At 55.5% G+C, this 13,296-nt stretch carries 15 protein-coding genes; 9 read left to right on the top strand and 6 right to left on the bottom strand.

The genetic code is table 11. The features are described from left to right. Positions 1-116 precede the first annotated feature (116 nt). Positions 117-275, bottom strand: coding sequence for a peptidase (locus tag J4617_RS22975; protein ID WP_223148970.1), 159 nt, complete (start codon positions 273-275; stop codon positions 117-119). Here J4617_RS22975 and nlpD point away from each other — a divergent pair. Together nlpD and rpoS are read left to right on the top strand one after the other, a co-directional pair. After that, complete coding sequence (nlpD, locus tag J4617_RS09805; protein ID WP_223149274.1) at positions 205-1,287, top strand: murein hydrolase activator NlpD; 1,083 nt, start codon at positions 205-207, stop codon at positions 1,285-1,287. The two genes, J4617_RS22975 and nlpD, sit on opposite strands and share 71 nt — an antisense overlap. A gap of 62 nt (positions 1,288-1,349) precedes the next feature. Then, complete coding sequence (gene rpoS, locus J4617_RS09810) at positions 1,350-2,342, top strand: RNA polymerase sigma factor RpoS (protein ID WP_000081498.1); 993 nt, start codon at positions 1,350-1,352, stop codon at positions 2,340-2,342. A gap of 44 nt (positions 2,343-2,386) precedes the next feature. On the opposite strand, the gene J4617_RS09815 is transcribed toward rpoS, so the two are convergent. Genes J4617_RS09815 through J4617_RS09825 form a run of 3 tightly spaced genes read right to left on the bottom strand, consistent with a single transcriptional unit; the run spans position 2,387 to position 4,654 of the window. Further along, complete coding sequence (locus J4617_RS09815; protein ID WP_000562964.1) at positions 2,387-2,623, bottom strand: non-oxidative hydroxyarylic acid decarboxylases subunit D; 237 nt, start codon at positions 2,621-2,623, stop codon at positions 2,387-2,389. Positions 2,624-2,633: 10 nt separating this feature from the next. Further along, entirely contained in the window at positions 2,634-4,061 is a 1,428-nt protein-coding gene (locus J4617_RS09820) for a non-oxidative hydroxyarylic acid decarboxylases subunit C (RefSeq protein ID WP_000863168.1), read from the bottom strand. Further along, entirely contained in the window at positions 4,061-4,654 is a 594-nt protein-coding gene (locus J4617_RS09825; RefSeq protein ID WP_001237181.1) for a non-oxidative hydroxyarylic acid decarboxylases subunit B, read from the bottom strand. The genes J4617_RS09820 and J4617_RS09825 overlap by 1 nt, the downstream gene beginning before the upstream one ends. A 170-nt stretch (positions 4,655-4,824) precedes the next feature. Here J4617_RS09825 and J4617_RS09830 point away from each other — a divergent pair, with 170 nt between their 5' ends. After that, positions 4,825-5,229 (top strand): MarR family winged helix-turn-helix transcriptional regulator, encoded by a 405-nt coding sequence (locus tag J4617_RS09830; protein WP_000423344.1) that lies wholly within the window; start codon positions 4,825-4,827, stop codon positions 5,227-5,229. An 18-nt stretch (positions 5,230-5,247) separates the two neighbouring features. On the opposite strand, the gene ygbI is transcribed toward J4617_RS09830, so the two are convergent. After that, the gene (gene ygbI / locus J4617_RS09835) at positions 5,248-6,012 is read right to left on the bottom strand and encodes a DNA-binding transcriptional repressor YgbI (RefSeq protein ID WP_000613184.1); all 765 of its coding nucleotides are present in this window, start codon (positions 6,010-6,012) and stop codon (positions 5,248-5,250) included. Between the two features lie 196 nt (positions 6,013-6,208). On the opposite strand from ygbI, the gene ltnD reads away from it, so the two are divergent. Genes ltnD through J4617_RS09865 form a run of 6 tightly spaced genes read left to right on the top strand, consistent with a single transcriptional unit; the run spans position 6,209 to position 12,287 of the window. Further along, the gene (gene ltnD, locus J4617_RS09840; protein ID WP_017465865.1) at positions 6,209-7,132 is read left to right on the top strand and encodes an L-threonate dehydrogenase; all 924 of its coding nucleotides are present in this window, start codon (positions 6,209-6,211) and stop codon (positions 7,130-7,132) included. Then, entirely contained in the window at positions 7,126-8,388 is a 1,263-nt protein-coding gene (gene otnK / locus J4617_RS09845) for a 3-oxo-tetronate kinase (RefSeq protein ID WP_017465866.1), read from the top strand. Before ltnD ends, otnK begins: the two co-directional genes overlap by 7 nt. Next, positions 8,385-9,023, top strand: a complete 639-nt coding sequence (locus tag J4617_RS09850; RefSeq protein WP_017465867.1) for an aldolase — start codon at positions 8,385-8,387, stop codon at positions 9,021-9,023. Before otnK ends, J4617_RS09850 begins: the two co-directional genes overlap by 4 nt. A 4-nt stretch (positions 9,024-9,027) precedes the next feature. Further along, positions 9,028-9,804, top strand: a complete 777-nt coding sequence (locus tag J4617_RS09855) for an HPr family phosphocarrier protein (RefSeq protein ID WP_001136901.1) — start codon at positions 9,028-9,030, stop codon at positions 9,802-9,804. Between the two features lie 39 nt (positions 9,805-9,843). Continuing rightward, positions 9,844-10,794 carry a D-erythronate dehydrogenase gene (denD, locus tag J4617_RS09860; RefSeq protein ID WP_017465868.1) on the top strand — a complete coding sequence of 317 codons (951 nt, stop codon included), beginning with the start codon at positions 9,844-9,846 and terminating at the stop codon, positions 10,792-10,794. Further along, positions 10,791-12,287: a gluconate:H+ symporter gene (locus J4617_RS09865; RefSeq protein WP_000202725.1), complete on the top strand. Its 1,497-nt coding sequence runs from the start codon at positions 10,791-10,793 to the stop codon at positions 12,285-12,287. Before denD ends, J4617_RS09865 begins: the two co-directional genes overlap by 4 nt. Before the next feature lie 41 nt (positions 12,288-12,328). Here J4617_RS09865 and J4617_RS09870 read toward each other — a convergent pair whose 3' ends face one another. Continuing rightward, positions 12,329-13,261, bottom strand: coding sequence for a LysR family transcriptional regulator (locus tag J4617_RS09870; RefSeq protein ID WP_072100737.1), 933 nt, complete (start codon positions 13,259-13,261; stop codon positions 12,329-12,331). Positions 13,262-13,296 lie beyond the last annotated feature (35 nt).

Consider the following 13,296-nt stretch of genomic DNA (forward strand, 5'->3'; position numbering starts at 1 on the left):
TTACGCCTGATGAAGCCGAAACGAATACCTGGAGTTTTCCTGGTTATTCCCGGTGGGTTAAGCGTATCGTGAACACATTTTCCCGTGTTCACTTAATGCGTTGCACGGTTCTTACGTCACTGGTTGTTAACCAAATTTTTTCCTGGGGGATAAATGAGCGCGGGAAGCCCAAAATTCACCGTTAGTCGCATTGCGGCACTATCACTGGTTTCACTATGGCTGGCAGGTTGTACCAGTTCGTCAAACCCTCCGGCGCCGGTCACGTCTGTGGACAGTGGGTCGTCATCAAATACCAATTCCGGGATGTTGATCACACCGCCGCCAAAAATGGGCGCGACGACGCAACAAACGCCGCAACAAGCGCCGCAAATTCAACCCGTTCAGCGTCCTGTAACGCAGCCCATGCAAACTCAACCGGTCACGGAACAACCCGTGCAGATGGAAAATGGGCGAATCGTATACAATCGCCAGTATGGGAATATTCCGAAAGGTAGCTATACGGGTGGCAGTACTTACACCGTGAAAAAGGGGGATACGCTTTTTTACATCGCCTGGATTACCGGGAACGATTTCCGCGATCTGGCCCAGAGAAACAGTATTTCTGCCCCGTATAGCCTGAATGTAGGGCAAACTTTGCAAGTTGGTAACGCATCCGGTACGCCAATTACTGGCGGAAATGCGATCACCCAGGCGGATGCAGCACAGCAAGGAGTTGTGACCAGGTCTGCACAAAATTCCACCGTTGCAGTTGCGTCTCAACCAACAATTACGTATTCTGAGGGCTCAGGTGAACAAAGTGCTAACAAAATGTTGCCAAACAACAAGCCTGCTGGGACGGTTGTCACAGCGCCTGTAACGGCACCAACGGTAAGCACGACCGAACCAAATGCAAGCAGTACGTCAACCAGCGCGCCGATTTCCGCATGGCGCTGGCCGACGGATGGCAAAGTGATCGAAAACTTTGGCGCTTCCGAAGGGGGCAATAAAGGGATCGACATTGCAGGCAGTAAGGGACAGGCTATCGTCGCAACCGCTGATGGGCGCGTCGTATATGCCGGTAACGCACTGCGTGGTTACGGTAATCTTATTATCATCAAACATAACGATGATTACCTGAGTGCCTACGCCCATAATGATACGATGCTGGTCCGGGAACAACAGGAAGTTAAGGCGGGGCAAAAAATCGCTACTATGGGTAGCACCGGCACCAGCTCTACACGCTTGCATTTTGAAATTCGTTACAAGGGGAAATCCGTAAACCCGCTGCGTTATTTACCGCAGCGATAAAGCGGCGGAACCAGGCTTTGACTTGCTAGTTCCGTCAAGGGATCACGGGTAGGAGCCACCTTATGAGTCAGAATACGCTGAAAGTTCATGATTTAAATGAAGACGCGGAATTTGATGAGAACGGAGTAGAGGCTTTTGACGAAAAAGCCTTGAGTGAAGAGGAACCCAGTGATAACGACCTGGCTGAAGAAGAGCTGTTATCGCAAGGGGCCACACAGCGTGTGTTGGACGCGACTCAGCTTTACCTTGGTGAGATTGGGTATTCACCACTGTTAACAGCCGAAGAAGAAGTCTATTTTGCGCGTCGCGCACTGCGTGGAGATGTCGCTTCTCGCCGTCGCATGATTGAGAGTAACCTGCGTCTGGTGGTAAAAATTGCCCGCCGTTATGGCAATCGTGGACTGGCGTTGCTGGACCTGATTGAAGAGGGCAACCTGGGGCTTATCCGTGCAGTCGAGAAGTTTGACCCGGAACGTGGGTTCCGCTTCTCAACATACGCAACCTGGTGGATTCGCCAGACAATCGAACGGGCGATTATGAACCAAACCCGTACGATTCGCTTGCCGATTCACATTGTTAAAGAGCTGAACGTATACCTGCGCACCGCACGTGAGTTGTCGCATAAACTGGACCACGAACCGAGTGCGGAAGAAATTGCAGAGCAACTGGATAAACCGGTTGATGACGTCAGCCGTATGCTTCGTCTCAACGAGCGCATTACCTCGGTAGACACCCCGCTGGGCGGTGATTCCGAAAAAGCGTTGCTGGACATCCTGGCCGATGAAAAAGAGAATGGTCCGGAAGACACCACGCAAGATGACGATATGAAACAGAGCATCGTCAAATGGTTGTTCGAACTGAACGCCAAACAGCGTGAAGTGCTGGCGCGCCGTTTCGGTCTGCTGGGATATGAAGCTGCGACACTGGAAGATGTAGGCCGTGAAATCGGTCTTACGCGTGAACGTGTTCGTCAGATTCAGGTTGAAGGCCTGCGCCGTCTGCGCGAAATTCTGCAGACGCAGGGGCTGAATATCGAAGCGCTGTTCCGCGAGTAAGTACCCTTGTCAAAAAAAGGCCAGTCGACAGACTGGCCTTTTTTTTACCGTTTGTCTTCTGCCAGCAGCGGCGGGATACTCGGCACCATTGGCGCGTCATCAATATCTTTTTGCGTCATGCGAAACGCTTGTGGATAGTGTTCGCGGCTGGTACGGCGTAACGGTTCGGTATCGCGCCAGGTATACAGACAATGCTGACACTGATATACCGTCCAGACTCCTTTTACCGGCGAAGTCGCCATGAGTTCAATATGTGCATCGGCACAGCGTGGACAAATCATCGGTTACTCCTTATTTACGGTTGGCCAGCATGGCGGTCAGCTTTTCAGCCCAGGCTTTAGTTTCCGGTAAATCAACAACCGGCTGGCTATAGTGACCACGGTTATCTGGCGCAACCGGCGTGGTGGCGTCAATGATCAGCTTGTCGGTAATCCCCGCCGGGCTTGAGCCCGGATCCAATTCCAGGACGGACATATTCGGTAGCTGTACCAGATCGCCTGCCGGATTCACTTTCGACGACAACGCCCACATCACCTGTGGCAGATTGAATGGATCGACATCTTCATCGACCATGATCACCATCTTCACATATCCCAGACCGTGCGGCGTCGTCATCGCTCGCAGGCCCACCGCACGGGCAAAGCCGCCGTAGCGTTTTTTGGTCGAGATGATGGCCAGCAAGCCGTGGGTGTACATGGCGTTTACCGCCTGCACTTCCGGAAATTCGGCTTTCAGCTGTTGATACAGTGGCACGCAGGTCGCCGGCCCCATCAGGTAGTCGATTTCTGTCCACGGCATACCTAAATAGAGCGATTCAAAAATGGGTTTGCTGCGGTAAGAGACCTTATCGATACGCACCACGGTCATGTTGCGACCGCCGGAATAGTGGCCGGTAAATTCGCCGAACGGTCCTTCAATTTCACGTTTACGGCTTTCGATGACCCCTTCAAGAATGACTTCAGATCCCCACGGCACATCAAAACCGGTCAGCGGCGCGGTGGCGATAGGATAGGGGCTTTCACGCAGCGCGCCTGCCATTTCATACTCTGACTGATCGTATTTCAGCGGCGTTGCGCCCATCAGGGTAATGATCGGATCGTTACCCAACGTGATCGCAATTGGCAGATCTTCTCCGCGCTCTTCGGCTTTGTGCAGGTGCAATGCGATATCATGCATCGGCACTGGTTGCAGACCCAGCTTACGCTTGCCTTTAACTTCCATGCGGTAGATGCCGACATTCTGCTTGCCGAAGTTATCGGGATCGAGCGGATCGCGTGATACCACACAGGCTTTATCCAGATAGAATCCGCCGTCGCCGTCGTTCAGACGAAACAGCGGCAGGATATCAAACAGGTTGATTGCGTCGCCGTCGACGGTATTTTCCGCCCAGCCCGGATTCGCCCGTCGTTCCGGCGCTACCGGAAAATTGTCCCAGCGGCGAATAAATTCATCGATCTGTTTTTTAACCGGCGTGTTAGGCGGCAAACCCAGTGAGATGGCATGGTTCTGCCAGGAACCGATGGTATTCATCGCCACGCGGGCGTCGGTAAAACCACGAATATTGTCAAACCACAGCGCGGGCGCGCCATCGCCGATGCGTCCCGTTGCGTTGGCAGCGGCGGCGAGATCCGGCTCCGCATTCACTTCCTCGCTGATTTTCAGCAGTTGTCCCTGCTGATCCAGCGCATGTAAAAAACTGCGCAAATCATCAAATGCCATTATCCATTCTCCTGTGAAAAATTTGCTGCCTGTCGCAGTCCTTGCCAGCGGCGCGTGCGCGTATGCTCCAGACCAAACTGGTCGAGAACGCGCGCTACGATGTGCTGGATAATATCGTCAACGGTTTGCGGCAGGTTGTAGAAGGCGGGCATGGGCGGCACTATCGCCACCCCCATACGAGAAAGCGCTAGCATGTTTTCCAGATGAATCGTGCTGAGCGGCATTTCCCGCGGCACAAGCACCAGCTTGCGACCCTCTTTCAACACGACATCGGCAGCGCGTCCCACCAGCCCCTCGGCATAGCCGGCGCGAACCCCCGCCAGTGTTTTCATACTGCAGGGGATAATAATCATGCCGTCGGTACGAAATGAGCCGGAGGAAATGGTCGCCGCCTGATCGGCCGGGCTATGACAATAATCTGCCAGGGCGGCTACCTCAGCGGGCGTGTAGGGCGTCTCCAGTTCAATAGTGGTTTTCGCCCACTTTGACATTACCAGATGCGTTTCAACATCAGGTATCGCCCGCAATGCCTGGAGTAGCTCGACGCCAAGCGGCGCGCCGGTCGCACCGGTCATCCCCACAATCAATCTCATTTCTTACCTCAAATATCGTTCGTATACGAACATTTTGATCAAAATACGCCCACACGGCCTTTGCGACAAGATCGCTCCCGACGCCTGCGCACGTTTAGCTAAAGCATTCGTCATTAAAAAACCGTGCATAAGTCGTTATGATAGAAAAAGTTAATTTATCCGGAGCGCTCATGGAGTTACGAAACACCGCGTTTCATCTGTTACGCCAACTTTTTCAGCAACATACCGCACGCTGGCAGCATGAACTACCGGAGCTCACCAAACCTCAATATGCGGTGATGCGCGTTATTGCTGAACATCCGGGTATTGAACAGGTCGATCTGACCGAAGCGGCGGTCAGCACTAAAGCGACGCTGGCGGAGATGTTAAGCCGGATGGAAAATCGTGGGCTGGTAAAGCGAGAAAACGATCCGCTGGATAAACGTCGGCGTTTTGTCTATCTCACCGTTCAGGGCCAAACGTTGCTCACCGCCGCGATACCACTGGGGGATCGCGTTGACGATGAGTTTTTGGGGCGACTGAGCGCTGAAGAACGCGAACAGTTTACGCAACTGGTACGCAAGATGATGACGTAAGCGGCTTGCACCGCTTTGCTATTTTTTGGCCATCAGCAGTGAGATATCCACTTTAGCCAGCGCCCGAATTGCGCTTTCCGGCAGGCCGTCATCGGTGACGATTTGGTTGAATTCCGCCAGCGGTAACGCCAGCCACGTCGCGACCTGGCCGTATTTGGTCGCGTCGCACACCAGAATTTTTTGGCGGCTGGCGCTGGCGACGGCCCGTTTCACCGTGACTTTATCTTCTGCCGGCGTTGAAATACCGCGCACGCTCCAGGAAGAGGCGGAAATAAAGGCCTGGTCAATCATCAGCCCGCGCAAAAGCGTCGCCGCGGCTTCACCGACGCACGACCGGTTTTCCCGGCATACCGCCCCGCCAGTGTGAATAATTGTGCAATTGCTATTGTCCATCAGGTAATCGGCGATAACGAAATCATTCGTCACCACCGTAAGTTTATTCATCGTAACCAGCTGCCTGGCAATCGCCAGCGTGGTCGTACCTGCATCAAGGTAGATACAGCTTTCTGGCTGTACCAGGCTGGCGGCCAGTTTGCCAATTGCCGCTTTCTGCGGCGTCGCCAGTTCGGTTTTGATCTGATGCGAGGGTTCGTGCGCCACGCGAGTCGATGATTGCACGCCGCCAGAGACCTGGATTACCGCGCCTTGCTGCTCCAGTTTTTGTAAATCACGGCGGATAGTCATGTGGGATACATGCATGCGCTCGGTCAGTTCAGCGATACTGACGATGCCTTTCTCCGCCACCATATCAAGAATGATTTGTCGACGCTCAGTAGGTATCAACGTCTGCTCCTTTCTTTAGTCCTGTCGCGATTTTACGCGATTTCTCGTCACAGCGTGTGAAGTTCTATGAGGATTGCCTTCACAAAAAATAACACATTTTGTTATTTTTTGTGAAACAACTCACCGCAATTGTTTACAAAAACGCCTATATTCACATAACAAAACATAATATCACGTAAATTAACATGGAGTGATAATGACAACAGGAACCGATTTTCATGTCGGCATTGTGGGGCTTGGCTCAATGGGAATGGGCGCTGCGCGTTCATGCCTGCGCGCCGGGCTTTCCACATGGGGGGCCGATCTTAACCCGCAAGCGTGCGCGACTCTGCTCGCTGAAGGGGCTTGTGGGGCTGCCGCCAGCGCCAGGGAGTTCGCCGGCGTCGTGGATGCGTTAGTCATTCTGGTCGTCAATGCCGCCCAGGTCAGACAGGTGTTATTCGGTGAGGATGGCGTCGCCCATCTGATGAAACCCGGAAGCGCGGTGATGGTTTCGTCCACGATCTCAAGCGCCGACGCGCAAGAGATCGCCGCGGCGTTGACGGCATTGAATCTTAACATGCTGGATGCGCCGGTTTCCGGCGGTGCAGTAAAAGCGGCGCAGGGCGAAATGACGGTGATGGCCTCCGGGAGCGAGGCGGCATTTACCCGCCTGAAGCCTGTGCTGGACGCCGTTGCCAGCAACGTTTATCGCATCAGCGATACGCCGGGCGCAGGCTCAACCGTCAAAATCATTCATCAACTGCTGGCTGGCGTGCATATTGCGGCGGCGGCCGAAGCGATGGCGCTGGCCGCGCGGGCCGGTATTCCTCTGGACGTGATGTATGACGTTGTGACCCATGCCGCCGGCAACTCCTGGATGTTTGAAAACCGTATGCAGCATGTCGTTGACGGCGACTATACCCCGCGTTCGGCCGTCGACATTTTTGTCAAAGATTTGGGGCTGGTTGCCGACACGGCGAAAGCGCTGCGCTTCCCCTTACCGCTGGCCTCTACGGCGTTAAATATGTTCACCAGCGCCAGTAACGCCGGTTATGGCAAAGAGGATGACAGCGCTGTGATCAAAATTTTCTCAGGGATTACTCTGCCTGGCGTCACGCCTGAGGAGCCGTCATGTTAAAAATTGGCGTCATTGCCGATGATTTTACCGGCGCGACTGACATCGCCAGTTTTCTGGTCGAAAACGGGATGCCGACAGTGCAGATCAATGATGTTCCAACCGGGACGCAACCGGAAGGATGCGACGCGGTGGTTATCAGCCTGAAAACCCGCTCATGCCCGGCGCAAGAGGCGATAAAACAATCGCTGGCGGCGCTGGTATGGCTAAAAAAACAGGGCTGCCAGCAAGTCTATTCCAAATATTGCTCGACTTTCGATAGTACCGCCGAAGGCAATATCGGCCCGGTCACCGACGCGCTGATGGTGGCGCTGGATACCTCATTTACCGTGATTTCTCCCGCGCTGCCGGTTAACGGACGCACGGTTTATCAGGGCTATCTGTTTGTCATGAACCACTTGCTGGCGGAGTCCGGTATGCGCCACCACCCTATCAATCCGATGACCGACAGCTACCTGCCGCGTCTGATGGAAGCGCAGGCGCAAGGACGCTGCGGCGTTATTCCGGCTCAGACGCTTGATGAAGGCGTTGCCGCGACCCGTGCGGCGCTGTCGCGTTTACAGCAGGAAGGATATCGCTACGCGGTACTTGACGCGCTCAATGAGCGGCACCTGGAAATCCAGGGCGAGGTTTTGCGTGATGCCCCGCTGGTGACTGGCGGTTCCGGGTTGGCAATGGGGCTGGCGCGTCAGTGGGCGAAGCACGGCGTTTCTCAGGCCCGTTCCGCAGGCTATCCACTGAGCGGTCGCGCGGTGGTGCTTTCCGGTTCCTGTTCGCAAATGACGAATCAGCAGGTGGCCTTCTATCGACAACATGCTCCCACACGCGACGTTGATGTGGCGCGCTGCCTGTCATCCGAGACGCGCGAGGCCTACGCTGAAGCGCTGGCGCAGTGGGTGCTCAGTCAGGACAGCGAACTGGCGCCAATGATTAGCGCCACCGCCTCCACGCAGGCGCTGGCTGCCATCCAGCAGCAATATGGTGCTACCGAAGCCAGCTATGCGGTAGAGGCGCTCTTTTCCCTGCTGGCCGCTCGCTTAGAGGAAGGCGGTATCACCCGGTTTATTGTGGCGGGCGGCGAAACCTCGGGCGTGGTGACGCAAAGCCTCGGTATTACCGGTTTCCACATTGGACCGTGCATTTCACCCGGCGTGCCGTGGGTCAACGCGCTCCATGCGCCAGTCTCGCTGGCGCTAAAGTCAGGCAATTTTGGCGATGAATCCTTTTTCATCCGCGCTCAAAGGGAGTTTCAGGTATGACGACACTGGCAAAAGAAGAGCACGCTTTGCGAGAAGAGATGGTCAGGATAGCCGCCTCGTTTTTCCAGCGCGGCTATGCCACCGGCTCGGCAGGCAATCTCTCGCTGCTACTGCCGGACGGCAATATTCTGGCGACGCCCACCGGTTCGTGTCTGGGTAATCTCGACCCGCAGCGGCTATCCAAAGTGGACCTGCAGGGCGAATGGCTCAGCGGCGATAAACCGTCTAAAGAGGTGCGTTTTCATCTGGCGTTGTATCGCAATAACCCTTGCTGCAAGGCCGTGGTTCATCTGCACAGCACCTGGTCAACGGCGCTTTCCTGCCTCGAAGGACTGGACCCGCAAAATGTGATTCGCCCGTTTACCCCCTATGTGGTGATGCGGATGGGGGACATTCCGCTGGTTCCCTACTATCGCCCGGGAGATGACCGAATTGCCCGCGATTTGGCTGCGCTGGCGGCCCGGCATCAGGCCTTTTTACTGGCTAATCATGGGCCGGTCGTGTGCGGGGAGAATTTGCAGGAAGCCGCTAATAATACCGAGGAGCTGGAAGAGACGGCAAAGCTGATTTTTATCCTTGGCGAACGCCCGATTCGTTATTTAACCACCGAAGAAATTGCGCAGTTAAGGAGATAACCCGATGCCGCGTTTTGCCGCCAATTTGTCGATGATGTTTACCGAAGTGCCGTTTATCGAGCGTTTTGCCGCCGCTGCCGAAGCCGGTTTTCAGGCCGTTGAGTTTCTGTTCCCCTACGGCTTTGCCGCCAGCGAGATTAAAGCCCAGCTATCGCGTCATGATCTGACGCTGGCGCTGTTTAATACTTCGGCGGGCGATACCGCGGCGGGCGAGTGGGGACGTGCCGCGCTACCGGGGCGCGAACACGACGCGCGCGCCGATATTGAACTGGCTCTGGAATACGCTCTGGCGCTGGAATGCGAGCAGGTTCACATCATGGCGGGCGTAGTGCCGGATGGCGCTGATGGCGCACGTTATCGCGCCACGTTTATCGATAATTTGCGTTATGCCGCCGACCGGTTTGCCGCCCACGATAAACGTATTTTGATCGAAGCGCTGAGTCCCGGCGTTAAACCCGGCTACCTCTTTTCCAGCCAATATCAGGCGCTGGGCATCGCAGAAGAGGTTGACCGCCCGAATGTATTCATCCAGCTCGACACTTTCCACGCGCAAAAAGTGGATGGCAATTTGAGTCACCTGATTCGCGAGTACGCGGGCCGCTATGCCCATGTACAAATCGCCTCGCTACCGGACAGACATGAACCGGATGATGGCGAGATCAACTACCCGTGGCTGTTCCGGCTGTTCGATGACGTAGGTTATCGCGGCTGGATAGGCTGCGAATACCAACCACGGAATACCACTCAGGACGGGCTTGGCTGGTTTAACGCCTGGCGCTAACCCTGAACTACCCTACACAACAATAAAGAGGACATCCGGATGCAGATTATCATTACCGGCGGGGGCGGCTTTTTAGGCCAGAAACTCGCAAGCGCCTTATTAAACTCATCGCTGGCGTTTAACGAACTGCTTCTTGTTGATTTAAAAATGCCTGCACGGTTATCAGATTCCCCTCGTTTACGCTGCCTGGAAGCTGACTTAACCCAGCCGGGCGTGCTGGAGAATGTGATTACCGCTAATACCTCTATTGTTTATCATCTCGCTGCGATTGTCAGCAGTCATGCGGAAGACGATTTTGATCTGGGATGGAAAGTTAACCTGGATCTTACCCGCCAGTTACTTGAGGCGTGTCGTCGACAACCGCAGAAAATTCGTTTTGTCTTCTCCAGCTCGCTTGCCGTTTATGGCGGTACGCTGCCGGAATGCGTCACCGATACCACCGCGCTCACGCCGCGCTCGTCTTATGGCGCGCAGAAAGCCGCCTGTGAACTGTTGGTCAACGACTATACCCGCAAAGGCTATGTGGATGGGCTGGCGCTGCGTTTGCCGACGATCTGTGTTCGCCCGGGTAAACCAAACCGCGCCGCCTCTTCTTTTGTCAGTGCGATTATTCGTGAACCGTTGCAGGGCGAGACGACCGTCTGCCCGGTATCGGAAAGTTTGCGGCTGTGGATTTCCAGCCCGGCGACGGTGATCCATAACCTGTCGCTGGCCGCAACGTTACCCGCGCCTGGCGAGGCGAGCAGCATCAACTTACCGGGGATCAGCGTAACCGTGGGCGAGATGCTGGAAACGTTGCGTCAGGCGGGCGGCCAGGCGGCGCGCGATCGGGTTACGCATCAGCGCGATGAAGGCGTCGAGAAAATTGTCGCCTCCTGGCCGGGACGTATCGATAACCAGCGTGCGCTGGCGTTAGGTTTTGTCGCCGATAAACGCTTCGATGACATTATCGAACGCTTTCGACAAGATGATATGGAGGGGAGGTCATGACAAGTTTACCGACCCCAATTATCGGTCTGATCGTTGCCGTTTTCGTGCTGGTATGGCTGGTGTTACGCACCCGTGTTCATGCGCTGATCGCGATGCTGGCGGCGGCCTGCATCGCCGGTCTGTTGGGGGGAATGGGCATTGATAAAACGCTCTCTGTCATCACCAGCGGATTCGGTACGACGCTGGGCAGCATTGGCCTGGTGATTGGTCTCGGCGTAATGATGGGGCGCTTGCTGGAGGTTTCCGGCGCGGCGGAGCGTATCGCCTGGAGCTTTATCAAATGGCTGGGGAAACGCCGTGAAGAGTGGGCGCTGGCAATCACGGGTTATATTGTCAGCATCCCCATTTTCGTCGATTCCGCTTTTGTCATTCTTTATCCGGTGGCGAAAGCGCTGGCGAAAAGCGGTAAACGTTCGCTACTGACGCTGGGCGTCGCGCTGGCGGGCGGGCTGGTGGTCACTCACCATACGGTACCTCCGACGCCAGGCCCGCTGGGGGTAGCCGGGATTTTTAACGTCGACATCGGCGCAATGTTATTGACCGGGATGGCGCTGGCGGTGCCCTGTGTGATCGGCATTGTGTTCTATGCGCAGTGGCTGGATAAACGCTACCCTGATTTCGTGCCGCGTACGCTGAACGCCGATGAAGTCAATGCCGCGCTGGAGCAGTACAATAAAGAGAAAGAGCAAAAGGATCTGCCGAGCCTGACGCTCTCTCTGCTGCCTATTGTGGTGCCGATCGTGCTGATCTTCCTGAAGGCTATCTGTTCCACCCTCGCCACTGTAGAAGGATGGTCCGGCCTGGCGACGCATCCGGTGGTACAGGCAATCAACTTTGTGGGAAGCCCAGTGATCGCGTTGGCCATCAGCGTTCTGCTGGCGGTGTATACGCTGGTGCCGCGCATGGATAAACATACCACCGCAGAGCGTCTGGAAGAGGGCTTGCAAAGCGCCGGGATTATCTTACTGGTCACGGGCGCTGGCGGCGCGTTGGGCGCGATCCTGCGCGACAGCGGCGCGGGGCAACAGCTGGCGGAGCAGGTTGCCAACCTGCCGATCTCGCCGATCCTGATCCCGTTTATCGTGGCGACGTTGGTACGCCTGATTCAGGGATCGGGGACGGTGGCGATGATCACTGCCGCCTCGATTTCCGCGCCGATCCTGGCGCAGATCCCCGGCATCAATATGTTGCTTGCCGCTCAGGCCGCAACGATGGGGTCGCTGTTTTTCGGCTACTTCAACGATAGCCTGTTCTGGGTGGTTAACCGCATGATGGGCGTCTCTGATGTCAAACAGCAGATGGTGGTTTGGTCTGTACCGACGACCATTGCCTGGGCGATTGGCGGCACCGGCGTGGCGCTGATTAACCTGCTGTTCGGTTCCGGCGGCAGTTGGCTCGATCCGTTACTGCCGATTGTCGTTCTGGCGGCAATTATGCTGTGGGTGCGTTGGCAGGCGCAGGGGATCAAAGACAAGCTGGTAGTTAAGGATTAAGACGGTATTATCCGTCCGGGAGCGCAATGCTCCCGGACTGGCTACAATGATGGGGCGTGCTCCCCGCAATCCCATTGCGAACGTAAAAAATCAATAAATGTGCGTACTTTTGTCGATACATGGCGGGCGTCCGGATAAACGGCATAAATGCCCTGACGGGGAAAATGATAGTCGGGTAACAGGTGAATTAACGTTCCATCCTCCAGTGCGGTGTTGACTAACCATTGCGGCAGTAATGCGACGCCGCTTCCCGCGAGAGCGAAGGCCATCAGCGAGCGCGCGCTGTCGACAGAAATTTTGCCGGCTTTGCTTATCTCCAGGCGTGAGTGTTGGCCATGATTATTCGTTACTGTCCACCGTAGCGGCGTAGGTAATCGCTCATGAATAATCCATTCCGCCTGAGCCAACGACTCCAGCGACGACACGGGGTTGCGGGCGAGCCACTGCGGCGCGGCGACCGGCAGAATGGTAAAGCGGGATATCAGCGCGGCGCGATAGCGGGAGTCCGCCAGCGAGCCAAGCCGAATCGCCACATCAAAGCGCTCGGCAATTAAATCGGCATGATGTGATGAGGACATATGCCGAATACGGAGATCGGGATGGCGCTGACTAAACTGCGCCAGTACCGGAATGACCACCTGTTCGCCAAACTCGGGCGTAGTGGTAATACGTAACTCGCCGCCCAGCCCACTATGGCTGGCACGCACTTCATCCTGCAAATTTTTCGCGGCGTTGAGTAAATTCACGCCTTTTTGGTAAAAGAGGACGCCGGCGTCTGTGAGCGTCAATCGTCGGGTGGAACGTAGCAGTAACGTTACGCCAAGCTCTTTTTCAAGCTGCCGAATATTAAAACTCACTACCGCTTTTGTTTGGCCCAATGCGGCCGCCGCCGCCGTGAAGCTGCCGCTATCTACCACGGCGATAAACAGCGACATACGCTGCAAATTGAGCATGGCGAGCTCCTTTACTGTCAAAATTATTTTGACAGTATATCGTTGACGCGCGGACT

The sequence above is a fragment of the Salmonella sp. 32010601201800023SM genome, from assembly GCF_017572235.1.
GTDB lineage: Bacteria > Pseudomonadota > Gammaproteobacteria > Enterobacterales > Enterobacteriaceae > Salmonella > Salmonella enterica.